This window comes from Flavobacterium geliluteum, from assembly GCF_017948595.1.
Lineage (GTDB): Bacteria > Bacteroidota > Bacteroidia > Flavobacteriales > Flavobacteriaceae > Flavobacterium > Flavobacterium flavipigmentatum.
Window position 1 is genome coordinate 26,646 of sequence record NZ_JAGFBV010000026.1, and the last position, 24,535, is coordinate 51,180.

The 24,535-nt window shown below is 34.0% G+C and carries 25 protein-coding genes; 15 read left to right on the top strand and 10 right to left on the bottom strand.

The window, feature by feature from the left end; genetic code table 11:
* Positions 1–20: 20 nt before the first annotated feature.
* The 8 genes from J3495_RS14950 (at position 21) to J3495_RS14985 (ending at position 6,296) form a co-directional block, all read left to right on the top strand.
* The gene (locus J3495_RS14950) at positions 21–449 is read left to right on the top strand and encodes a hypothetical protein (RefSeq protein ID WP_210667342.1); all 429 of its coding nucleotides are present in this window, start codon (positions 21–23) and stop codon (positions 447–449) included.
* A gap of 181 nt (positions 450–630) precedes the next feature.
* Positions 631–1,644: a UDP-N-acetylmuramate dehydrogenase gene (murB, locus tag J3495_RS14955; RefSeq protein ID WP_210667343.1), complete on the top strand. Its 1,014-nt coding sequence runs from the start codon at positions 631–633 to the stop codon at positions 1,642–1,644.
* A gap of 50 nt (positions 1,645–1,694) precedes the next feature.
* Entirely contained in the window at positions 1,695–2,309 is a 615-nt protein-coding gene (locus J3495_RS14960) for an FMN-binding negative transcriptional regulator (protein WP_210667344.1), read from the top strand.
* Between the two features lie 82 nt (positions 2,310–2,391).
* A complete protein-coding gene (locus J3495_RS14965) occupies positions 2,392–3,498 on the top strand; it encodes a glycosyltransferase (RefSeq protein WP_210667345.1) in 1,107 nt (368 codons plus the stop codon).
* Positions 3,489–4,040, top strand: coding sequence for an RNA polymerase sigma factor (locus tag J3495_RS14970; protein WP_210667346.1), 552 nt, complete (start codon positions 3,489–3,491; stop codon positions 4,038–4,040). The genes J3495_RS14965 and J3495_RS14970 overlap by 10 nt, the downstream gene beginning before the upstream one ends.
* 155 nt (positions 4,041–4,195) lie before the next feature.
* Entirely contained in the window at positions 4,196–5,020 is an 825-nt protein-coding gene (locus J3495_RS14975; RefSeq protein WP_210667347.1) for an energy transducer TonB, read from the top strand.
* Between the two features lie 92 nt (positions 5,021–5,112).
* Positions 5,113–5,844 carry a DUF4184 family protein gene (locus tag J3495_RS14980; protein WP_210667348.1) on the top strand — a complete coding sequence of 244 codons (732 nt, stop codon included), beginning with the start codon at positions 5,113–5,115 and terminating at the stop codon, positions 5,842–5,844.
* A 71-nt stretch (positions 5,845–5,915) separates the two neighbouring features.
* Entirely contained in the window at positions 5,916–6,296 is a 381-nt protein-coding gene (locus J3495_RS14985; RefSeq protein ID WP_210667349.1) for a PH domain-containing protein, read from the top strand.
* Positions 6,297–6,372: 76 nt separating this feature from the next.
* On the opposite strand, the gene J3495_RS14990 is transcribed toward J3495_RS14985, so the two are convergent.
* A complete protein-coding gene (locus J3495_RS14990) occupies positions 6,373–7,236 on the bottom strand; it encodes a M48 family metalloprotease (RefSeq protein WP_210667350.1) in 864 nt (287 codons plus the stop codon).
* A 321-nt stretch (positions 7,237–7,557) separates the two neighbouring features.
* Between J3495_RS14990 and lipA the strand changes: the two genes are divergently transcribed.
* From lipA to J3495_RS15005, 3 genes are all read left to right on the top strand, one after another.
* Positions 7,558–8,424, top strand: a complete 867-nt coding sequence (gene lipA, locus J3495_RS14995) for a lipoyl synthase (protein ID WP_210667351.1) — start codon at positions 7,558–7,560, stop codon at positions 8,422–8,424.
* A 100-nt stretch (positions 8,425–8,524) separates the two neighbouring features.
* On the top strand, positions 8,525–9,523 hold the full coding sequence (gene gap, locus J3495_RS15000; protein WP_210667352.1) for a type I glyceraldehyde-3-phosphate dehydrogenase: 999 nt from the start codon (positions 8,525–8,527) through the stop codon (positions 9,521–9,523).
* Between the two features lie 28 nt (positions 9,524–9,551).
* The gene (locus tag J3495_RS15005; RefSeq protein ID WP_210667353.1) at positions 9,552–11,375 is read left to right on the top strand and encodes an ATP-binding protein; all 1,824 of its coding nucleotides are present in this window, start codon (positions 9,552–9,554) and stop codon (positions 11,373–11,375) included.
* On the opposite strand, the gene lpxK is transcribed toward J3495_RS15005, so the two are convergent.
* Positions 11,372–12,409, bottom strand: a complete 1,038-nt coding sequence (gene lpxK, locus J3495_RS15010) for a tetraacyldisaccharide 4'-kinase (RefSeq protein WP_210667354.1) — start codon at positions 12,407–12,409, stop codon at positions 11,372–11,374. The genes J3495_RS15005 and lpxK overlap by 4 nt on opposite strands.
* Before the next feature lie 98 nt (positions 12,410–12,507).
* Here lpxK and J3495_RS15015 point away from each other — a divergent pair, with 98 nt between their 5' ends.
* The 4 genes from J3495_RS15015 (at position 12,508) to rluF (ending at position 16,347) form a co-directional block, all read left to right on the top strand.
* The gene (locus tag J3495_RS15015; protein ID WP_210667355.1) at positions 12,508–13,602 is read left to right on the top strand and encodes a Nif3-like dinuclear metal center hexameric protein; all 1,095 of its coding nucleotides are present in this window, start codon (positions 12,508–12,510) and stop codon (positions 13,600–13,602) included.
* 3 nt (positions 13,603–13,605) lie between these two features.
* On the top strand, positions 13,606–14,385 hold the full coding sequence (locus J3495_RS15020; protein WP_210667356.1) for a zinc ribbon domain-containing protein: 780 nt from the start codon (positions 13,606–13,608) through the stop codon (positions 14,383–14,385).
* A 178-nt stretch (positions 14,386–14,563) separates the two neighbouring features.
* Positions 14,564–15,412, top strand: coding sequence for an alpha/beta fold hydrolase (locus J3495_RS15025; protein ID WP_210667357.1), 849 nt, complete (start codon positions 14,564–14,566; stop codon positions 15,410–15,412).
* A gap of 122 nt (positions 15,413–15,534) precedes the next feature.
* A complete protein-coding gene (rluF, locus tag J3495_RS15030) occupies positions 15,535–16,347 on the top strand; it encodes a 23S rRNA pseudouridine(2604) synthase RluF (RefSeq protein WP_210667358.1) in 813 nt (270 codons plus the stop codon).
* A gap of 63 nt (positions 16,348–16,410) precedes the next feature.
* Here rluF and J3495_RS15035 read toward each other — a convergent pair whose 3' ends face one another.
* The 8 genes from J3495_RS15035 to J3495_RS15070 all read right to left on the bottom strand — a co-directional run bounded on the left by J3495_RS15035 (position 16,411) and on the right by J3495_RS15070 (position 24,441).
* Positions 16,411–17,157, bottom strand: a complete 747-nt coding sequence (locus tag J3495_RS15035; protein WP_210667359.1) for a LytR/AlgR family response regulator transcription factor — start codon at positions 17,155–17,157, stop codon at positions 16,411–16,413.
* On the bottom strand, positions 17,150–18,805 hold the full coding sequence (locus tag J3495_RS15040) for a tetratricopeptide repeat-containing sensor histidine kinase (protein ID WP_236025478.1): 1,656 nt from the start codon (positions 18,803–18,805) through the stop codon (positions 17,150–17,152). Before J3495_RS15040 ends, J3495_RS15035 begins: the two co-directional genes overlap by 8 nt.
* A gap of 191 nt (positions 18,806–18,996) precedes the next feature.
* Positions 18,997–19,467 (bottom strand): hypothetical protein, encoded by a 471-nt coding sequence (locus J3495_RS15045; RefSeq protein ID WP_210667361.1) that lies wholly within the window; start codon positions 19,465–19,467, stop codon positions 18,997–18,999.
* A 249-nt stretch (positions 19,468–19,716) separates the two neighbouring features.
* Positions 19,717–21,105: a DUF4153 domain-containing protein gene (locus J3495_RS15050; RefSeq protein ID WP_210667362.1), complete on the bottom strand. Its 1,389-nt coding sequence runs from the start codon at positions 21,103–21,105 to the stop codon at positions 19,717–19,719.
* 51 nt (positions 21,106–21,156) lie between these two features.
* Positions 21,157–21,453 (bottom strand): winged helix-turn-helix domain-containing protein, encoded by a 297-nt coding sequence (locus tag J3495_RS15055; RefSeq protein WP_210667363.1) that lies wholly within the window; start codon positions 21,451–21,453, stop codon positions 21,157–21,159.
* A gap of 6 nt (positions 21,454–21,459) precedes the next feature.
* Positions 21,460–22,074 carry a hypothetical protein gene (locus tag J3495_RS15060; RefSeq protein WP_210667364.1) on the bottom strand — a complete coding sequence of 205 codons (615 nt, stop codon included), beginning with the start codon at positions 22,072–22,074 and terminating at the stop codon, positions 21,460–21,462.
* A 330-nt stretch (positions 22,075–22,404) separates the two neighbouring features.
* Positions 22,405–23,331 (bottom strand): magnesium transporter CorA family protein, encoded by a 927-nt coding sequence (locus J3495_RS15065; RefSeq protein WP_210667365.1) that lies wholly within the window; start codon positions 23,329–23,331, stop codon positions 22,405–22,407.
* Positions 23,332–23,556: 225 nt separating this feature from the next.
* Positions 23,557–24,441: a bifunctional 5,10-methylenetetrahydrofolate dehydrogenase/5,10-methenyltetrahydrofolate cyclohydrolase gene (locus J3495_RS15070; RefSeq protein ID WP_210667366.1), complete on the bottom strand. Its 885-nt coding sequence runs from the start codon at positions 24,439–24,441 to the stop codon at positions 23,557–23,559.
* Positions 24,442–24,535 lie beyond the last annotated feature (94 nt).

Genomic DNA, 24,535 nt, shown 5'->3' on the forward strand with positions numbered 1-24,535 from the left:
CCAATTAGCCATAAAAAACCATGAAAGCAATCGTTACAATTATATTTTTTATTACTAATCTCGCCTCTTTCGCTCAGGCAGAAAAAGTGGTTGGTAACTACACGCTTCAACTCGAAAACAAAGAGACTCATTTACTCAAATACAATCTGACGCTAAATCCAGACGGCACATTTTTCTTCCACTACTATTCAAATATTAAGTCTGGAATTCCACCCGAGAGCAATAAATACGGCAAAGGAAACTGGACGATAGCAAACAACGTGGTTTCATTTTTTGCTGATAAAGAAAAAGATTTTGACGACAAACATGCTCTAGACTTTACCAACACCAAAGCACGATTGATCATCAAATCTCCAAGAAATAAAACAGACAAAATAATCAAAACAAAACTACAATTCTTAGCATCAGATATCTTTTGGATGAAAAGTATTGATCTTTTTAAGGTATAAAATTCAACAACGCCCTATTTTCGTATTGCTTTGCTCTTTCAACAAGCCGCAAAACGTTATTTATTTTATTGAAGAAATACATCCAAAATCCCTATTGGATATTTCTTCAAAATTCAACACAAATAAATTATAATCCTTACTTTTGAAGTCGGAATCAATTCTTCAAAAAAGTCTTTTATTTATGGAAATTCAATCTAATTTTTCTCTAAAAAACCACAACACTTTTGGTATCGAAGCCAAGGCAAAACAGTTTATCGCTGTGCATTCGATAGCTGAATTAAAAAGTATTTTAGAGGAAAACAAAACGCAGAAAAAATTTATTTTAGGTGGCGGCAGCAACATGCTTTTAACCCAAGATATTGATGCTTTGGTGATTCATATTGATTTAAAAGGCAAAAAAATAATCGAAGAAAACGATGATTTTGTTTGGGTAGAAAGTCAGGCTGGCGAGAACTGGCATGATTTTGTTCTCTGGACAATTGACCATAATTTTGGAGGTTTAGAAAACATGTCACTCATTCCGGGCAACGTTGGCACCACGCCCGTGCAGAACATTGGCGCCTACGGAACCGAAATAAAAGACACCTTTGTTTCCTGCAACGCCATGAACATGACCACTCAGGAAACAAAAACTTTCACCAATGCCGAATGTAATTTTGGCTATCGCGAAAGTATCTTTAAAAACAAAGCCAAAGACCAATACATCATTACTTCGGTAGTGTACAAACTCACCAAACGCAATCATAAAATAAATATTTCGTACGGTGATATTACCACCGAATTGGCAAAAAACAACGTCACTGCTCCCACCCTAAAAGACGTGAGCAATGCCGTAATTGCCATCAGAAAAAGCAAATTACCCGACCCAAAAGAATTAGGAAATAGTGGTAGTTTTTTTAAAAACCCTATTTTATTAAAAACAGATTTTGAACCTATTCATCAAAAATTTCCCGAAATGAAATTCTACGAAGTTTCAGAAACCGAAGTAAAAGTACCCGCCGGATGGTTGATCGAACAGGCAGGTTTTAAAGGAAAACGTTTTGGCGATGCAGGAGTACATAAAAATCAAGCGTTGGTTTTGGTCAATTATGGTAATGCTACAGGTCAGGAAATATTAGCCGTTTCAAAAGCCGTTCAAACAACTGTTTTTGAAACATTTGGCATCGCTATCGAAGCAGAAGTCAATGTGATTTAAAACACAAATTTATAATAAAGACATTTTAAATTAAGGACAAAAAAATTGTTATGTACACACCCAACCTCTATAAAAACGAAGATCAGGAAGCCATAAGAACTTTTCTTAAAGAAAATAGTTTTGGAATTTTAATCAATCAAACTCACGGAAAGTTGTGTGCAACTCACATTCCGATAGAGCTGGAGATGAATGCTGATGGACAAGAAATTCTGCAGGGACATCTTTCTAAACTCAATCCGCAAGCGGAAGGTTTTGCAGAAAACGATCAGGTTTTGGCGGTTTTTACAGGACCACATGCGTACATTTCTTCCTCTTGGTACGACCACGAAAATGTACCGACATGGAATTATATTGCCGTACATGTTTACGGCCGCATAAAAATTGTAGACGAAGAGGCAGCAATTGCATCTTTAAAAAAATTAGTAGACAAATACGAAGCCAACTCTGCAAACCCAGTACGCATCGAGGATTTGTCTGAAAAAACAATGCGCGAAGCCAGAGGAATCTATGCTTTTGAAATAGAAATTGATGAAATCCAAGCCACTAAAAAAATGTCTCAGAACAGAGATGATACTAATTATAAAAACATAATCACAGCGTTAGAAAAAACCGAAAACCCTCAGGCTATTGCCGTTGCAAAAGAAATGTCTAAATGCCGAAAGTAAATTGGTTTTAGGTATTGAAAATTAAGAATTCATAAGTACATTTGCACGCGCAAGACTTGAAATTAAAAGACATTAAAATCAGATGCTTACAATTACTTTTTACTTTTTTATTGCTATTGTTGTAATCCAAATTGCTTATTATTTAGGAATCTTTGGAAAATTTGCTTTTGCTAAACCGCAACAAATCACACAAAAAAACCTTCCGGTTTCTGTAATTGTTTGTGCCAAAAACGAAGAAGAAAACGTAAAAAACTTTATTCCGCTACTGGCTCAGCAAAATTATCCTGATTTCGAAATTGTTTTGATTGATGATGCGTCCAGCGACGAAACATTAGAAGTTTTTGAAGAATTTGAAAAACAATATTCCAATATTCGTTTGGTAAAAGTGCAAAACAACGAAGCCTTTTGGGGCAACAAAAAATATGCCTTGACATTAGGAATAAAAGCATCCAAAAAAGAGTATTTGTTATTTACAGACGCCGACTGTTACCCAACCTCTACAGAATGGATCACGGCAATGACTTCTCAATTTACAATGAATAAAACCATTGTTTTAGGATATGGAGGTTATGAAAAAATAGAGCGTTCTTTATTGAATAAAATCATTCGTTTTGAAACCGTTTGTACCGCGCTACAATATTTCTCGTGGGCAAAAGTAGGCTTGCCATATATGGGTGTTGGTCGCAACTTAGCGTATAAAAAAGAAGAATTTTTTAATGTAAATGGCTTTATAGAGCACATTCAGGTTCGTTCGGGAGACGACGATTTATTTATCAATCAGGCTGCCAATAAAGCCAATACTTCTATTTCGTACATCCCCGAAAGTTTTACGTATTCAAAACCAAAAGAAAGCTACAAAGAGTGGTTCACCCAAAAAAGACGACACGTTACTACAGCAAATTACTACAAAGCTTTTGATAAAATTCAGTTGGGAATTTTCTACAGCTCACAATTATTTTTCTTTTTATCAGTTATCGTTTTATTGGCTTTCCAATTTCAATGGATCGCTGTACTGGCTTTGCTTGCCACACGTTACACCATTGCATGGATTGTAGTAGGTTTTTCTGCGGGCAAACTAAAGGAACACGATATTAAAATTTGGTTTCCCGTTTTAGAAATAGCGCTTATATTTACACAAATTAATATCTTTATTACTAATATCTTTTCAAAACCTGTACATTGGAAATAAATTCTAAAATAGAAAAAGCAAAAAAAGGCGACCAAATAGCCTTCACTTTTTTATTAGATTATTACTGGAATGAAGTGTACGGTTTTATGCTAAAACGCACCGAAAACGAAACCACAGCAGAAGATATTGCAATTGAAACGTTTGCCAAAGCCTTTGACAAAATTGCTTCATACAACTCTGAATTTCAATTTAACACTTGGCTAATTGCTATTGCAAAAAATGTCTATATTGATTTGTTACGTAAAAGAAAAACCAATCTTTTTATAGAAATCACAGACGCCGAAGACCAACAAGCTTACAATATTGCCGACACCACTCCGTCTGCAGAAGATGCTTTAATTAAGGAGCAAAACCTCTCCCGATTACTACAATGTGTTAAAGAACTCAAACCACATTATCAGGAAGTCATTCAGTTACGCTATTTTCAGGAAATGAGTTATCAGGAAATTGCAGTAAAAATTGACGAACCTTTGAGTAATGTCAAAGTAAAATTACTACGCGCTAAAAAATTATTAGCAGAAATCATCGAAAGTAACAGATAATTCATTATCTTTAAGAAAAGATTAAGATATTAGTATCTTTTTTCTTAATTATCTAAATACTAACTTAATAAAAACTCAATCGATTTCGTAATGAGTCCCAACCAAAAAATGATGCTTATGATTTAATGTTACTTAACCTTAAAATCCAATCAATTATGTCAAAATTAAGCCTTTACGAAACCAAATGGACTGACCTTGTTTTCGAGAACAAAAACAAAGAGTACGGTGCTTATCAATTGCGCCAAGAAACCTCAAAAAATTCATTCGCAGCATTATTCATGGCCTTGCTAATTATAGCAACTATTGGAAGCGTATCTGCTTTAGTAAGTAAATTTAGTCACGTCAATGTGGCACCAGCTCCGCCGGAAGCTTTTACTGACCCTATTACACCAGTCGATTTAACGCCTCGAATTGAGCAACCTAGGACAGAAGAACCAATTCAGCAACAGCAACAAGCCGCCGCAACTTCATCAGAAACAGATCAGTTGGTAAACCCGGAAATCGTTCCTACGGAGCAAGCAACAACTGAAATTGCTGTTAATAACAACAACACGCCAGTTTCAGACAATACTTCGACCACTGGAACTACAGGAGTTACTAATGTATTACCATCAACAGGTGGTGGCGAAGCAATGCAGCCAGCAGCCCCTACAAATGATCCGGTTGCACCAGGCGTACTAGACAAAATGCCGGAATTTCCTGGAGGAATGAGCAAATTTTACACTTATGTTGGCAACAATTTCAACAGACCGGAACTAGATGCCGAAAGAACATTAAAAGTATATGTTACTTTTGTGATCGAAAAAGACGGTTCTATCACTGATGTCATGGTAAAAAATGACCCGGGATATGGCATTGGAAAAGAAGCGATTCGTGTCTTAAAATCAATAAAAACAAAATGGAGTCCTGGAATTCTTAACGGAAAAGCAGTACGAACCTTATACAGCCTTCCAATTACCATAAAAACGGAAGCAGAATAATAAAAAGCAAAAAGCAGAATTTAGGTTCTGCTTTTTTTATATCATCAATCTAAAATTTTAAATTTACCTTTTAAAAATAATCAAATTCCTAAATGCCTTTTACTTTTTCGCATCCAGCAATCGTTTTACCTCTACATTTTTTACCAAAAAAATGGTTTTCTCTCACCAGCCTTATTATTGGCACCCTAACTCCAGATTTTGAATATTTTCTTCGAATGAAAGTTCAAAGCACTTACAGCCATACTGTTTATGGAATTTTCTGGTTTGATTTGCCTCTTGGTCTTTTACTAGCTTTTGTCTTTCACAATATTGTTCGCGACAGTTTATTCTATAATCTACCTAAAGTAATTAAATCAAGAGTTTTATTTTTTACCGAATTTAATTGGAATGATTATTTCAAAGAAAACTGGATTGTCATAATCATCTCCTTTCTAATCGGAATTGCTTCTCATCTTTTCTGGGACAGTTTTACTCATGAAACCGGTTATTTTGTCAATGAAATTAAGGTTCTTCAAAACACTATCTATATTGCTGATTTTGAAATTCCATACTATAAAATCGCACAACATTTAAGTTCTTTAGTGGGAATGTTTGTCATTATACTCTCATTATTAAAGATGCCAAAAAACAAAATTTACAAGTCTTATCCCAATAAAAAATATTGGTTTATTGTAGCAGTATTAGTTTTATTTATTCTAATGATTAGATTATCAGTTAACTTCAACATTAATGCGATCGGAAACGCCATTGTTTCTATAATTTCGGCTTTAATGATTGCTCTGATTCTAACACCATTTTTAATAAAATTGAAAGTTAATTCGTAAAACATATTCAAAACTTCTATTTTTACAAATTATAAAGTAAAAAGCAACAATTCAATTAAAAAAACAAAAAAATGGGAATATTTTCTGCTATTCTTGGTAACGCAGGCGCTGTGAATCAAGAAGAATTAATTAAAAATTACGGTCAGCTTTTGACGGCAAATGAAGAAATCGAAATGGGTTTCAAACTCATCAGAGACACTTTTATCTTTACCAACAAGCGATTGATTTTGGTAGACAAACAAGGTCTTACAGGAAGCAAAACCGAATACAAATCTATTGCATACAAAAGCATTACAAGATTTAGTGTAGAAACAGCAGGTACGTTTGATCTCGATGCCGAATTAAAAATTTGGGTTTCCAGCGAATTGCAACCCAGTATCATCAAACAATTTAATAAATCTGTAAATGTTTATGAAGTGCAAAAAGTACTAGCACATCACGTTTTAGGTTAACCCATAAAAACAGCAAACCCGACACATTTGAAGGAAAATTTCAAAATCTGTCGGGTTTTATTTTTTTTACTAAAAATTATTTCTTTTTAGTAGCTGTTTTTTTAACTGCTTTTTTCTTAGCTGGAACAGGTACCGTATTTACAATTTTTTGCTGCACATAAGGCTTGTACATTCCGTCCTTTTCTGCTCTCATTTTTGCATCCTCAGCTCTTTTCTTAGAATCTGGATGCGAACTCATCATCTGATCAATAAAGGAAGCTTCTGCACCTTCACTCATTTTAGCCAAAATTCTAAATGCAGATTCTTCGGCGTTTACATTATAACCATTTTTTTTCAAAAAATCATACGAAAACAAATCGGCTTCGGCTTCTTGTTTACGGCTATGTTTGCTATCAATCATCGCACTACCAATTTTTCCATATTCACTATCGGTAAGCGTACTAACAGTTTTAGATTGAGACGCTACAGCATCTATTAGCGCTTCTTTTTGATAAGCAGCCTTTACCGCATCTCTGGAGTCGTGGTTGGCAACGTGACCAATTTCGTGACCAATTACAGCTAGTAATTCGTTATCATCCATGATATCCATCAAGCCAGAATAAACACGCACACTGCCATCTGCTGTGGCAAAAGCATTCACCTCTTTTATTTTATACACTTTATAATTTAAAGTATATCCGTCTCCGGCGGTATGTTTCCCAAAAACCCTGTTCAATCTCAAGGTGTAAGGGTCTGTTGGTCCCGCAACTTCATGCTCTTTATCCATTTGTGCTACAGCCGCCTTCGACAACGTTGCTGCATCAGCATCACTAAAAGTAAATCCGGAAATCCCTTTAGAAACAGCTCCCATCGCTCTGTCTCCCAGATTAATTTGCGCATTCGTTTTTGTAACACCAAACATGGCAAACAACACTCCTAAAACTATAAATTTCTTTTTCATTTTTTATTTTTATTTATTTAACACCAAATGTACTACAATTTTAATGCCGAATAAAATTTTATCAGCTTAAAGAATTTCACTTTAAAGGTACTTATTTTTCCTAAATCTTAAAATAATTTACAATACTATTGTTTTAAAGAAATAACAGTTTAAAAAACAAAAAAATTAACAATATAAAATACTTCAATTAAGCATTTTAACATTTAACTCTTTTGTAAATTTTTTAATTGGATAACTAAAAAAGGCTGCTTATCAAAATAACCTCTAAACCAATCTTGAAATAAACTACAATGCTTATCTTTGCATTTTGAATTTAAATATATGGAAACTATTACTGAAAATATACCAACAGGAAAACCTAAATGGTTAAAAGTTAAACTTCCTATTGGACAAAAATATACCGAACTTCGTGGTTTGGTCGATAAATATAGCTTAAACACCATTTGTACTTCTGGAAGTTGCCCGAATATGGGCGAATGCTGGGGCGAAGGAACAGCTACGTTTATGATTTTGGGTAACGTATGTACACGCTCTTGTGGGTTTTGCGGTGTAAAAACGGGACGACCAGAAACGGTAGATTGGGACGAACCTGAAAAAGTAGCGCGCTCTATAAAAATAATGAACATCAAACATGCTGTAATTACGAGTGTAGACAGAGATGATTTGAAAGATGGAGGTTCTATTATTTGGATAGAAACCGTAAAAGCGATTCGTAGAATGAACCCAAATACCACTCTTGAGACTTTAATTCCTGATTTTCAAGGAATTGAAAGAAATATAGACAGAATTGTAGCAGCCAATCCCGAAGTGGTGTCGCACAACGTAGAAACCGTTCGACGTTTAACAAGAGAAGTGCGTATTCAGGCAAAATATGATCGTAGTCTCGAAGTTTTGCGCTATCTGAAAGAAAAAGGAATCAACAGAACCAAATCGGGCATTATGTTGGGTCTTGGCGAAACTGAAGAAGAAGTTTTTCAGACCATGACCGACTTGCGAAATGCGAATGTAGATGTCGTAACTATTGGGCAATATCTGCAACCCAGTAAAAAACATTTACCTGTAAAGGAATTTATCACGCCGGATCAATTTGCCAAATACGAAAAGTTTGGTCTGGAATTGGGCTTCCGTCATGTAGAGAGCGGGCCTTTGGTGCGTTCTTCTTATAAAGCGCAAAAACACATTTTATAAAAAAAGTTTATTCGTTTAATTGGTTAATCGTGTAATCACCAACCTGATTAAGCGATTAACCAATTAATCGTTGGAACAATTAACCGAATAATCAAAAAGTTTGAAAACTAGAATTGCTATTAATGGTTTTGGTAGAATAGGTCGAAATTTATTTCGATTATTAATCAACCACCCTGATATTGAAGTCATTGCCATCAATGATATTGCCGACAAAAAAACCATGTCACATTTGATAAAATATGACAGCATTCATGGTGTCTTACCTTATCCCGTAAGTCATGACGAAAAAGGAATTATTGTAGATGGGAAACATTATTTGTTTTTTCACGAAAAAAAAATAGCAGATCTTGACTGGAAAAGCAATGCTATAGACTTTGTGATAGAATCTACCGGAAAATATAAAACGCATGAAGAATTACAGGCTCATATTACCGCAGGAGCGAAAAAAGTAATTCTTTCTGCTCCATCAGAAGTAGACACCATAAAAACAGTTGTTTTAGGAGTTAATGAAAGTATTTTAGACGGAGAAGAAGATATTGTTTCTAATGCAAGTTGCACAACCAACAACGCTGCTCCGATGATCAAAATCATTAATGAGCTATGTGGCATTGAGCAGGCGTATATTACCACTATACATTCGTACACCACAGACCAAAGTTTACACGACCAACCACACAAGGATTTACGAAGAGCCAGAGGTGCAAGTCAATCAATTGTACCAACAACTACTGGTGCAGCCAAAGCATTAACAAAAATTTTCCCTAACTTGCATAATAAAATTGGAGGTTGCGGGATTCGAGTTCCTGTTCCAGACGGCTCATTAACTGATATTACGTTTAATGTAAAGCGTGCTGTAACTATCGAAGAAATCAATGAAGCCTTTGAGAAAGCATCAAAAAGTACTCTGAAAGGAATACTTGATTATACAGAAGATCCAATCGTTTCGGTCGACGTAATAGGCAATAGACACTCGTGTTTGTTTGATGCTCAACTCACCTCTGTTATCGATAAAATGGTAAAAGTTGTGGGATGGTATGATAACGAAATTGGGTATTCGTCGAGATTGATAGATTTGATTTTACTGATAAGAAAAAAATAATATTCAATGTCAAGTAGGCTTGCAAAACATGAAGTACAGACTTTTTATTCTTTTTAGTTTTTTAAATTCATTTTTGTATTCTCAAACCAAACAGAATACAGATAGCATTGCTTATTACAATGAACTCATTACTAAAAATTTAAAAGAGAAAAACTATAAAAAAGCTATCGGGATCACCAAACAATCGATAGCTTATTGTACAAAAACTCGTCAAGCTCAGGATTTAGCCAATCAAAATCTTAAACTTGGTACGATATACCACCAGTTTGGTTTAGCCGAAACACAACTTCACAAAAATGATTCGGCACTTTTCTATTTTAATCGTGCTCTCAATTTGAGCAAAAAAAGTAGTGATCTCAAACAAAAATCAAAAATATTACTGGCAATCAGTCAATATTGTAAAGATCAGAAAGAGTATCAAAACGCTTTTCACTATCTCCATGAACATTATGTTGTAGAAAAGTATATTTTAAAACTTAAAAATAACAACTTAAATTCTGAAGAATATAAAAAACTCAAAGACAATGAATTAAAAAGAAAAAACGAAGAAAAAGTTCAGATCAAAACATATCGTTACTCAAAACTTATCAGTATTCTGGCCATTGCCTTAATCTCAATATTATCCTTACTGAGTCTAGCTTTATACAAGAACAACATCATTAGAAATCAAAGCAATTTACTTTTAAGAGAGAAAAACAAAGAACTTATTTTGGCCAAAAATAAAGCAGAAGAAGCATCAAAAGCACGTTCTGAATTTTTATCGACAGTAAGCCATGAACTTAGAACTCCCTTAAATGCTATTAACGGAATCACACATCTTTTACTCGAAGAAAATCCAAATCCATCACAATTAAAGTATTTGGAATCTCTAAAATTTTCTGGCAATTACCTGACTAATTTTATCAATGAAATTCTCGAAATTAACAAAATAGATTCGACCAAAATAGAAATTGAAAACATTGGTTTTAATCTAAAAATGTTATTGGTTAACATTCAGCGTTCCCTCGAAGAATTGGCTGCAGCCAACAAAAACAATTTCAACTTAGAAATAGACGAAGCGATACCCGATCATTTGATTGGCGATCCTACCAAAATATCTCAAATCATTATGAATTTGATTAACAATGCATTGAAGTTTACACAAAACGGAGATGTGAATTTAATCGCAAAATTACATTCGATTGAGGATGAAAAAGCTACTATTTATTTTGAGATTGTCGATAACGGAATCGGAATTCCTGAGGACAAATTGCAAACTGTTTTTGAAAGTTTTGTTCAAGGCTCGGTCGAAATTAACAGAAAATATGGCGGAACGGGTTTGGGACTTACGATTGTAAAAAAATTGATCGAAATTTTGGGCGGTGAGATCAACTTAAAAAGTGAAATTGGAAAAGGATCTACTTTTAACTTTAAGTTAAAACTCCAAATCAATAACGAGCCGTTACTCAGTGCATCAGAAGCTAAGTCTTACAATGATTTGCAGTTGCGCGACAAATCTATTTTGTTAGTTGAAGACAACAAAATCAATCAGATGATTACAAGAAAAATGCTCGAGAACAAAGCTGTCACCTGCCAAATAATAGACAACGGCGAAGAGGCTGTAGAACTACTAAAAGTAAAACCATTTGATATGATTTTGATGGATGTACATTTGCCCGGAATTAACGGAACGACAGCTACAAAACAAATACGCGAATTTGACAAAACAACACCTATTATTGCCCTAACAGCTATTTCGCTTAACGAAAACAGAGATACACTTTTATCTTACGGAATGAACGATGTTATCACAAAACCATTTGTACCAGAAGAATTCTACAGTACAATTGCCAAATATTTTGATCCTTGTTAGAGGTTTTCAAAATTCAAATTAGCACTCCTTTTAACATATTCTAAAACTGTTGCATCAAAATTTTGCTTATTACCCAGAAAATGACTTCTTATGGGCAAATAATACAATTGCGTCGCCAATTTAGAATCTTTCAATCGTACATAATCTTTTTCGGTAGTGACAATTTTTTTGCCTTGTGCTTTGATCAAAATCGATTCTATATCAGCTTCAGAAAAATGATGATGATCAGGAAACGTAAGACATTCGTCGTTTTTATTTTTTAAATAATCAAAAAAAGGTTTTGGTTTTGCAATACCCGCCAAAAGAAGCTTTGGTTCTTTTTTTATGTCGCTTACCGCTATTTTTTTCTCTTGATCACCAATAAAATCATCATAATCGATACCGGTAAAATACAGTTGTTGCGAAGAATTAATCCTTAATTTTTTTCTAATATCATTTTGTATTTCATCCGGCAAATCTTTCGGGCATTTGGTCACGATAATAATATTGGCACGATTAGCTCCGCTCCTGCTCTCCCGCAAATTTCCAGTGGGCAACATACAATCATCTGCATATAAATCTCCATAGGAAGTAAGCAGAATATAAAAACCGGCTTTTACTTTTCGGTGCTGATATGCATCGTCAAGCAAAATTATTTGCGGTCTTTCCTGCTGAGAAATAAGCTGAGTAATTCCGTTGGTACGATCGGCATCAACCGCCACCTGAATGTTAGGGAATTTTTGATAAAACTGAAAAGGTTCATCTCCTAAAATCAAGGCATTTGAACTTGCATTAGCAAAAACAAAACCTTTGGACTGACGTTTGTAGCCACGACTTAGAGTAGCAATTTTATATTGGTTTGATAATAATCGAATGAGATATTCTATCTGAGGTGTTTTTCCTGTTCCGCCAACGCTTAGATTTCCTACTGCAATTACAGGAATATCAAATGAAGTCGATTTTAGAACTCCTTTATCAAAAAGAAAATTCCGAAATGAAGTAATAAATCCATATAAAATGGCGAATGGGAAAAGTATTTTTCGAAGTAGATTCATTTTACGAAAGTATATTTTTTTTCGTTAATTTGTTGCAAGTTTCAAGTTTTCTGCATCTCGTAAAAACTTGAAACCTGAAACCTGAAACAAAAATTAAAATGAAAATCAAAGATATCATCGAAGTTCTCGAAGAAATGGCTCCTTTGGCTTACGCCGAAGATTTTGACAATGTTGGCCTTTTGGTTGGCGATTCTCAGTCCGAAACTACGGGCGTACTGGTTTGCCATGATGCCCTGGAAAATGTTATCGAAGAAGCGATTACCAAAAACTGCAATCTCGTGGTGTGTTTTCATCCGATTTTATTCTCGGGAATTAAGAAAATTACAGGCAAAAACTATGTCGAGCGCGCGATTTTAAAAGCCATAAAAAATGACATTGCTATCTATGCTGTTCATACTGCCTTAGACAATCATTCGGCTGGCGTTAATAAAATCTTCTGTGATGCTTTGGGCTTAACCAATACTAAGGTTTTAATACCGAAGCTAAATTTTATTCAAAAATTAGTCACTTATACCACTCCTGATAATTCTGAAAAGGTTCGAAATGCTTTGTTTGAAGCTGGTGCTGGAACCATTGGTAATTATGACAATTGTAGTTTTAATACCGAAGGTTTTTTTACTTTTCAAGGAAACGAAGAGAGTAATCCTGTAATCGGAGAAAAAGGAAAACTACACACTGGAACCGAAATAAAAATAGAAGTTATTTTTGAAAAACATTTACAATCTAAAATTTTAAAAGCGCTTTTTTCGAATCATATTTACGAAGAAGTCGCTTATGAAATCTATACTTTAGAAAATTCTCATCAAAATATTGGTTTAGGAATGATTGGTGAACTTTCGTCAGAAATGGATGAAAAAGAGTTTCTCACTTTCGTGAAAGACAAAATGATTGCCGATGGAATCCGTCATTCTGTCTTTCTAGGAAAAAAAATAAAAAAAGTAGCGGTCTTGGGAGGTTCTGGAAGTTACGCGATAAAAAATGCTATTCAAGCGGGAGCGGATGTTTTTTTGACGGCCGATTTAAAATACCATCAGTTTTATGAAGCCGAAAACAAGTTGCTTTTGGCAGATATTGGTCATTTTGAGAGCGAACGCTATACAAAAAACTATATTGTTGATTATCTTCGAAAAAAAATCCTTAATTTTGCCATCATTTTATCAGAAGAAAATACAAATCCAGTTAAGTACTTATAGAATATGGCGAATACGAAAGAATTAAGTGTTGAGGACAAGTTAAGAGCAATATACGATTTACAGCTTATTGACTCTAGAATTGACGAGATCAGAAACGTAAGAGGAGAACTTCCTTTAGAGGTTGAAGATTTAGAAGATGAAGTTGCAGGTTTAAGCACTCGTTCAGAGAAACTGAAAGGTGAACTTGAGGTGGTTGAAGAGCAAATCAAAGCAAAGAAAAATGCTATTGATGAGCACAAAGAATTTATCAAAAAATACACAAAACAACAAGAATCAGTTCGTAATAACAGAGAATTTAATTCTTTGACTAAAGAGGTTGAATTTCAGGAATTAGAAATTCAATTGGCTGAAAAGCAAATCAAAGAAATGAAAGCTTCTATCGAGCATAAAAAAGAAGTTATTTCTAATTTAAAGGAAAAACTTGATGCTAAAAGTTCGCATTTGAAACATAAAAAATCTGAATTGGATGCAATTATGGCAGAAACTCAAAAAGAAGAAATCTTCTTGTCTGAGAAATCTGCTGAATTTTCGGCTCAGATAGAAGAAAGATTATTGGCTGCTTACAACAGAATCAGAAGCAGTGTTCGTAACGGTTTGGCTGTAGTTTCTATCGAAAGAGGTGCTTCTGCAGGATCATTCTTTACGATTCCGCCTCAAACGCAAGTAGAGATTGCTTCAAGAAAGAAAATCATTACTGATGAGCACTCTGGAAGAATTTTGGTTGACAGCGCATTGGCTGAAGAAGAAAAAGAAAAAATGGAACAATTGTTCTCTAAATTCTAAATAACATTGTCCCGATCTAATCGGGACTTTTTTTTGCCATGAATTTCCTTAATTTCACTAATTTATATTTTCTTTATATCTAAGAATAAAAATTCGTGCTAAATTTGTGTTATTCGTGGCGAACTTTTTTAGATCAGATCGCAAATACTTATATTTTTTCATCATTAAACCACTTGTTTTGGGAATTAAAAAAGGAATACGTTTTATTACCGTAAAATCGGTTGGACAATACATCAATTTCTTAAGCCATGTTCGACCGCAAAAAGCCATAGCGCTCTCGTACGCACTTTTTAGTCAGCCCAGAATTGGTCGATTGCAGAAAGAAAACTTACCTAAAGTTTTAAGAAATACAGAAACAGAAACCTTTCATCACAACGAACATCATTTTCAAACGTATATTTGGAAAGGAAATGAAACCAAAATACTTCTCGTACACGGGTGGGAAAGCAATTCTTCCCGCTGGAAAAAAACATTGCCTCATTTACAAAAGTCAGGAAGTACTATTATTGCCATTGATGCCCCTGCTCACGGACAAAGCAGTGGAAAAGAATTTAATGTGCCACTTTATGCCGAATTCATCAACAAAGCGGTAGAAAAATACCAGCCGTCTATCATAATCGGACATTCAATTGGAGGTGCGGCTTGCGTATATCATCAATATTTATTTCCAAATACAAGTATCAATAAAATGGTAATTCTTGGAGCACCCTCAGACTTAAAAATCTTGATAACCAATTATGTTTCGATGCTAAGCCTGAATACTAAAATGTACTCTCTCTTGGAGGATCGCTTCCTAACACGTTTCAATTTTAAACTAGAGGATTTTTCAGGACAAAAATTTGCCTCTCAATTTAATGTTTCCGGGTTAATTGCTCACGATACCACTGATAAAATCGTTGCTTTTGAAGAAGGAAAAAAAATTGCCAGCAACTGGAAAAACAGTCAGTTTATTGAAACCAAAGGTTTGGGACACGGCATGCATGATGATGAATTGTATCAAAAAGTCTATGATTTTTTGTTCTCATAAATTTTTAAAGTTTTAAAGGAATAGAGACTTTTTAAGATTCTGATTTACGATATTTTTTGAAAGGAAAAATCTAAAAACTGAAATCTGAAGTCTAAAATCTAAATTTTGACTACTTTTGCATCATGGAAGAGAATTTAAAACGTCTTAATAAATTTATTGGTGAAACCGGGTATTGCTCCCGTCGTGAAGCCGATAAATTGATTGAAGAAGGACGCGTAACAATAAATGGTGTTGTGCCAGAAATGGGAACCAAAGTTTCTCCAAGTGACGAAGTACGCATTGATGGAAAATTAATCGTTGAGAAACACGAAAAATTGGTTTATTTGGCTTTTAACAAACCTGTTGGAATTGAATGCACTACCAATTTAGAGGTTCGAAATAACATTGTCGATTACATCAATTACCCAAAACGTATTTTTCCAATTGGAAGACTAGACAAAGCGAGCGAAGGGTTGATTTTTATGACAAATGATGGTGATATCGTAAACAAGATTTTACGTGCCAGAAACAACCACGAAAAAGAATATACCGTAACCGTGAACAAACCTATTACAGATCGTTTTATACAACGAATGGGAAGTGGAGTACCGATTTTGGACACTGTAACGCGAGATTGCAAAGTAGAACAAATTAGTAAATACATTTTTAAAATCATTCTGACTCAAGGACTGAACAGACAGATTCGTAGAATGTGCGAATATTTAGGCTATGAAGTAACGGCTCTTAAACGTATTCGAATTATCAATATCTCACTGGACGTTCCCGTGGGGCGCTATCGCGATCTAACAGATGCCGAAATCAAAGAACTAAATGCGTTAATCGAGCCATCGAGTAAAACTCAGGAAGCTAGCTTGCCAAAAACGGAAGCACCAAAGCGTAGAACCGAATTCATCTCAAAAAATGATCCTCGATTTAAGAAAAAAGGAGATTACTAATTTGTTTAGAATCAAAAAAAAAGAGCCTTAAAAAAAGGCTCTTTTTTTTGATTTATAATTCCGTTATCTCAAAATTCGGAAGTTTTTCACAAAATCTTTATACTTATCGCTTAAAGTTACTTTATGATTCCCTTTTAGTATCACCAAGTTATCATTGACAATTATCTCTTCAATTTTACTAATATTTACGATATAATTGCGATGTGTCTGACAAAATTTAGTCGCATCCAAAAGCTGTATAATTTTGGTTAATGATATTAAAATAACAAATTTTTCAACTTCAGTTATGATGTTACAATAGCGATCTTCCACCTCGATATAAACAATATCTTCTACTTGGACTTTTTTTAGAACTTTATTCTTTTTGATAAAAAGGGAATCGTTGCTTACCACTGTATTTTGATCTTCGCTGTGAAAAACATTCGCCTGACCGTAAAACTTCTCCACTGCCATCTCTAATGCGTAGAGAATTTCGAGTTCATTAAACGGCTTCAACAAAAAACTGAAAGGTTTAGTCAATTTTGCTCTTTCAAAAATTTGGCGATCTTTAGAGCTCGTTAAAAAAACAAATGGTTTTAATCCATTTGGAACGATATTGATGGTTTCTGCAAAAGTGATTCCGTCTGGTTTTCCATCTAAAAAAACATCGATAATAACAATATCAACCGTGTTTTGATAAAAAAGTTTTAGTGCATCGTTATAGTTTGCAGCAACACCTACAACATTATAATTGTTTTCCGTAAGGACTTTTACAAGCGCATCACTTTCAACAGGAGTGTCCTCGATAATAAGTACGTTAATATTATCCATGATTTTTAAACTTTTGTAATGCAATGATTATTTTAGTACCCACATTTTCTTCGCTTTCGATGTCTAATTTTCCACCATTTTTGCGAATCAGGCTTTTACACAACTGCATTCCTAAGCCAGTTCCTATCGCCTCGTCATCTTTCTTTTTCGAAAGTAAAACGGTGTCTTTAAGCAATTCTTCTTTTGTTGAATCATTCATTCCAGATCCCGTATCCTCTATCACCAAAAAGCAAAAATCCTCTGATGAAGGTCTCGTATAAATAGAGATCGTTCCGTTTTCTTTGGAGAATTTAATGGCATTATCCAGCAGATTTCGAATCATTATTTTGAGAGAATCCATGTCTGCAAATACATAATCTGTCGCAGAAACATTATTTTTATAATGGAGATTTTTGTTTAGCATCAAGGGTTTATAATTGTACTCTACATGCTGTACAATAGAAGCCAAATGCAGCGATTCCTGATAAAAATAAGCTTGCTTGGTCTGTAACAAAGCCCAATTGAGCAAATTGTCCAATAAATTATAAGCGCCATTGGCTATGGTGCTGTTGTTATGAAGCAAAACATCTAGCTCTGTAAAATTTTTATTTTCCAGATTTTCCATCAGTTTGCCATTACTCGTCTTTAAAGCATTGACCGAAGACCTTAAATCATGACTTACTATCGAAAACAACTTATCCTTAGTTGCATTCAGTTGGTCTAACTCATTTTTCTGAGCCAAAATGATCTTACTACTTTTTATCTTCTGACGATAAAAATAAACGCCTGTACCAAACAATACGAACAGTAAAACCGAAGAAAGAATAAATCCGTTTCTCTCGGCTATTTTTGCTTTATTTTCAGCTGCAAGAACATCTACCTCCTTTTGCTTTTGTTTTATCGCAAACTTTTTTTCGAGATCAGCAATGGCCCAAACTTTATTCTGATCGTTTAAAGAATCTTTCCATATTTCGTATTCTTTTCTGTAAGCCAATGCCAGCGACAAATTTTTTCTATTTTCTTCTACAACGGCCATATTCATAGCTGCCGTTTTTTTCAAATTAAATGAGTTGGCCTTTTTTGATAAAAAATATGCTTTTTGAAAATACGGAATTGCCTGTGCATCTTTATATTGTGTGTAATATAAATTAGCAATATCCATATAAGAACTTATAATCATTAAAGTATCTTTTTGAATTTCTTGTAATTTCACACTTTCGAATAAATACTTTTCTGCCTTATCGAATTTCTCAAGATGTAAATAACATAGGCCTATGTTATGTATAACAGTACTTTTTTTCATATCATGAGAAGCAATCTTAGATGCTTTTTCGACTTGTTGAAAATATTTTAATGCTTTTTTAAATTCTTTTTGGTCTAAAGCAATTTCACCTAATTTCATTTTAACCTTAAAAAGAAAGCGGAAACTTTGTGAAATTTTACCAAACTCTTTTTTAGATTCATCGAGTAGTTTTTTTTCCTGAAAACTAATTCCCCTAAAATAATGACAATAATCTATGAGTTCAATATTTTTAGAGTTACTCATTTCTTTCATGGAGTAAACTAAAGTCGAATCCCAGTTACTTTCTCTGAAAAATGTTTGAGCTTTATCAAAATTAACCCTCTCTTTAAATTGTAGGGATTTGGCTTTAACTTCTGTATCTATCAAGGAAACAACATGTTGTGACTCTTGTGAAAAGAGAGGTAAGGAAACAAAAAATAATATTAAATAAGTAAACGATCTAATTTTAATCATTACACTATTATGCTTTATATTTAAAAGATGACAATGACATAAAAGCGTACAAGACTTATTCCTGTCGCTTTTACGTCATTTAAGTAAGAATCTTTATTTATTAATTATCCGTGTTGAACGGTTGTTTCGGTACCTCTTGAGGTTATAGGATCAGCATCCCACAAAAAAGTCTGGATTGATTCTACATTTGAAAGTCCACCAGAAAAAATAGTTGCGTCTGCCTGAAAAGTTATTTCATAAATACCAAAATTCACTGATAATTCTTCTGGCATGTCGTACACAATAAAAAATTGCAATTGAGGAGCTCCTGCAATATCTATATATGAGTTTTGAAACACACTATAATAAAATGTTCCATTTTGAATAGTCGTGTCATCAACATAAACAACAGCGGTTGCAGTAAGCGAATTATCTTTGGCATTATAGTATGCCTCCACATAAGGTGATAAAATATCTACAGACTTTGTCTGAGGAAATGTTACGCTCCCTAATTGAGGAGTACTTTCTCCTGAAACGATCACACTGCCTGGAGGTAAATTAATTTCAGTACACGATTTTTGGGTAGTTTTTTCCATGGTATTTGTTATTAGGATTAAATTATTGATTACTTAAATTTTTAAGCAAAATCTTGCTTATTTGTTTTGGAAATACAAAAATTTTAAATTTTCATAATTCAAATATAATAAAGATTTTCTTAATAAGTTTTAACCCTTTGTAATAACTATATTAATTAACAATTTTACACCTCAACATTTCATAAAAATAGCCCTACACACTCTTGAAATTCTAAAAAAACCCATTCTAAACTGAATGGGTTTTTAAAATTATTTTTTGTCTTTTACAAATTCGTAATAAAAAACTTTTGACAGCAAAGGATCTTTTTGTCTTCTGGCAATTTCCTCCTCTCGATATGACTCTATAAATTGCCCATCAAGAGAATGAAGCAGAAAATATTCGCGACGTGCATCATCATTAAAATTTAAATTACTCAAAAATTTTGGCTCAACTCCTTTATTTACAGAAATATTATAGGTCGTAATCAGGTTTCCCCAATTGATAAAACTGCACAACAAAATTGTCGCGTAAAAATACCACAGCATTTGATTAAAAAGATAAGCGTTGGTTTTTTGCTTGGTGATTTTAAGAAAAGCATAAAACAACCCAATTATTGCTAAAATAAGGAAAGCATAAACCCCTAATCTTTTGTAAGTGAGTCCATAAAAAGAAATGTATTCTGAATTTTTGAAAATAGTACTTGTAATCAGAACTGCGTTTAAAAAAATCCAAATTTTTGAGAGACGTTTTAGTTTTTTGGCTTTTTCATCAAAATTAAATCCGCCTTTAAAATAAAACAACAAGACTCCGACAGCCATAACGATAGAAAAAATAACAGCATTTACTCTTTCGTGTGTATCAGCGCTTAAATTTGATGTTTGAATAACTTCAAAAAACTGTTCGTAAATATATGTCGCTATAAAAACCAAAAGCAAAGCATTGAGCAAAAACAAAGTAATTTCACCACTTTTTCTCTCAAAATCAATATCCAGAAACGAAAATGTATTTTGCCTTTGATTCTTACTTTCAGTACTAAAATCATTGTCTAACAGTACATTTTTTTCGTAACAAATTTCAGGGATCCAATAATTCCAGAAATTAAAAGAAATATAAAATCCGAGGACCGCAATAATGATCAGCTGCCAAACGTCTATGTCTAAATAATAATCGGTAAATAACGATGAAAAATGCGCACTTCCGAAAGAGTAAACGATAAGAAACAGCCCTAAAAATACTAAAGGAATAATAAAATAGGCAATGATTTTTTTGGCTAAGTTGTTGTGAATTTTACGCTCCGGAAGCCACTGGCTGAACATGAGGATGCGACCTAAAGAAGCAAATGCATTTACTATTATAAGCGGAAAAACCTGTACCACTTTAAGGTTGTTTTCCTGCGTTTTAAATTGCAAAAAAAGAACCGACAAGGCCAAAGCTAGAAAAGAAACAAAATCGCCGTACCAGGCAAACGCAAAACACGACAAAACCGATGTCAGCACCAAAACCAAATGTGTGCGACTGGTAAATTGCTCCTGAAAGTGATAGCAAATTAGGGCTGTAAGAGCCATTCCGAATAGGGCGAGATTTACGCCTAATCCCTGATTGTAAAAAAGCAGTGTAAAAATCAAACTGCTGACTAAAATAAAATGATGTTTTTTCATGTTGATTAATTTAAAAGTACTTTGTAATTCAAAGTTTTTGGATAAAAAATTTTATTTATTGGATTTCATTAATTTTTCAAGACTATTTAAATGTTCGTTAAAGGCCGCACGTCCTCTATTAGTGACCCTATAAGAAGTTTTGGGTTTTTTACCCACAAATTCTTTCTTTACTTCTATGTATTCAGATTTCTCTAAAGCTGAGGAATGACTTGCCAAATTGCCGTCTGTGATGTTCAAAAGCGTTTTCATTTCTGTAAAATCTATCCAATCATTGACCATCAGGATAGACATGATGCCTAATCTGACGCGACTTTCAAAATCTTTATTTAATTTATCAATAATTCCCATTGAGGTTTATTTATATTTTTTGAACATCACCAGTCCATATAAAATGTGTAGAACGCCAAATCCCAATATCCAGAAGACCAAGCCGTATCCTAAATAGAAAAGAGAAACACAACCTAAAAGAAGTTCGCTAAAGCCTAAATATTTCACGTCTGAAAATGTGTATTTTTCTGCATTGATCAATGCCAAACCATAAAAAATTAAAGTAGCAGGAGCCACCAACACATAAATTTGATGGTATAAAAGTGACAGACAAAAAACACCTCCGACAACGAGAGGAATGGCAAGATTGAAAAGCATTTTTTTTGTGGCGGTTGTCCAGATAGGCAAATTGTATTTTTTGCTTTTTCTGATGGTAAAAAAAATACCGAACGCAAATGCAAATACTAGCACGATAAAAGCGATCCAAAATAACTCTGAAACCAAATTGCCCGAATACAATCTATGCTCGTCATGAAGATAATCGAGCCCGTTTAACTCTAACAGTTGGTACACATACAACCCGCCAATCAAGGCAGACAATCCTGCAAAAACTCCTGAGAGTCCGCTTAGGGATATAAATCTTGAAGAACGCTCCATCATTGAGCGAATATGTGATAAGTCTTCCTGGTGCTTTTGATTCATAATTAAAGTACTTTGTATTGCAAAGTTATGTTTTATTTTGAATTGAGCAACAAAAAATAGCTTTTTATTTACTGTTGTAAAAACAACTCTTTAACACTTAAAAATCTCACCAAAACCAGTGCCACTATTACCGAGAAAATGCGTGAGGGATAGGAGCTAACTGCCAAAGCAGTGCGGATAGCCCGACCGTATTTGCAAAAGGCGCGCAATATGCGGTTGTTACGATGCGCCTTTTGTAAATACGGTCACGCCCAATATATAGAACAAAAAAAGCCTATTCTAATAAACAGACTTTTACACTAATTTGTATATTTTTTTTCTAAAATTGTATCAGAACCATCTTCGTCTTTTAAACAAAAATACGCCAAAAGCAGATAGCACAACTGAAACAAAAAGCAGGATCCAGATTCCGTATTTACTTTCTTCGAGGCCGTTTGGCACGTTCATCCCATACAAACTGGCGATTAAGGTGGGAATCATTAAGATGATTGAAATGGAGGTCATTTGCTTCATGATATTATTCATGTTGTTCGAAATTACCGAAGCATAAGCATCCATCATTCCGGTCAAAATATTGCTGTAAATGTTTGCGGTATCTTGCGCCTGACTCAATTCGATTTCAACATCTTCCAGCAAATCGAGGTCGTAATTGGCTTTTTGTGCTTTTAAGTTTTTTATTCGATGAAATAAAACATCATTCCCTTTTAAGGAAGTGATAAAAAATACGAGACATTTCTCGATTTGCAACAAAGCCTGTAATTCTTCGTTTTTGATTGATTTTTCTAAATTATCTTCTGCGAGCTTTATTTTCTGATTGATTTGTTTGAGGTATTTTAAATACCAGACACTTGAAGACAACAATAATCGGAGCACCAAATCGTGGTTATCTCTGATTTCGATATTTTTTCGTTGAGAATACAGTACAAAGTCGGCAATAATTTCTGTTTTGTAAAAGCTGATCGTAACGCAAATATCTTCTCTAAAAATCAAACCCATCGGGACGGTCTGAAAAGGGAGCTTCACATCGTCGCTTTTTATGGGCACACGCATGATGATGAGTGTCCAGCCGTCTTCGATCTCGATACGAGGTCTTTCATCAACATCTTCTATATCATTGTAAAATGCTTCGGGAATTTGAAGTTCTTCCAACAAATATTTTCGTTCTGCTGCGGTTGGATTTTCAATATTTATCCAGCAATTTGAAGTCCATTCTGGAATTGCGATTACTCCGTTGTTGTTTTTGTAAAAGGCTTTCATTTCAAAATTATAAGTTTTTATAACAGCATTTTGAAAGATTCAAAAAGCTATTTTCAGTTTAATACTAACGAATAATAATCGTCCATTGGAGAAGTTTTTTTTAAGTGCTGCAAAAGTATCTTTTATTTTTTTAAACCTAAAACTTTAAAATACTAATTATTTATTAAAAACAACAAAGCCTACTCTGATTAGAATAGGCTCTCTTTATCGTAATCTTAACAAAAATTATTTTTTTGCGCTTCTCATTTTACGTGCCAGAAGCGTATTTTTAAGCAACATTGCAATTGTCATTGGTCCTACTCCACCGGGAACTGGCGTAATAAAAGATGACTTTTTGCTTACTTCATCAAAATCGACATCCCCTTTTATAACATAACCTTTTGGGTTTGATGCATCGTCAACTCTTGTAATTCCAACATCTACGATTACAACTCCGTCTTTCACCATATCTCCTTTTAAAAATTCAGGAACTCCTAAAGCTGTAATAATAATATCTGCATTTTTAGTAAATTCGGCTAAGTTTTTTGTACGGCTGTGCGTTAGGGTAACAGTTGAATCTCCCGGATTTCCTTTACGGCTCATCAGGATACTCATTGGACGACCTACAATATGACTTCTACCAATAACAACAGTATGCTTTCCGGCAGTTTCTACGTTGTAACGCTCTAATAATTGCATGATTCCGAATGGTGTAGCTGGAATAAATGTTTCCATGTCTAGCGCCATTTTACCGAAGTTGGTCGGATGAAAACCATCGACATCTTTATCAGGATCAATTGCCATTAAAATTTTTTGCTCGTCGATATGTTTTGGCAACGGCAACTGTACAATAAAACCGTCCAGGTTATCATCTTCGTTTAGCTCTTTTATTTTATCAAGCAACTCAGCTTCAGTAATAGTTTCGGGTAAAGCAATCAAAGTTGAATCGAAACCAATTTGCTGGCAAGATTTTACTTTACTTCCTACGTAAGTTAAACTTGCTCCGTTGTTTCCCACGATTACTGCGGCCAAATGAGGCACTTTGCCTCCCGCATCTTTTATCGATTGAACTTCGGCTGCTATTTCGTTTTTAATGTCCTCTGATGTTTTTTTACCGTCTAGTAGTTGCATTGTTTAAAAAAGTTTCAAGTTTAAAATTTTTAGTTTCAAGTTTCAAGTTTTGAAAAATGGAACTGATATGTTGTTATATTAAAAAAGTTTCAAA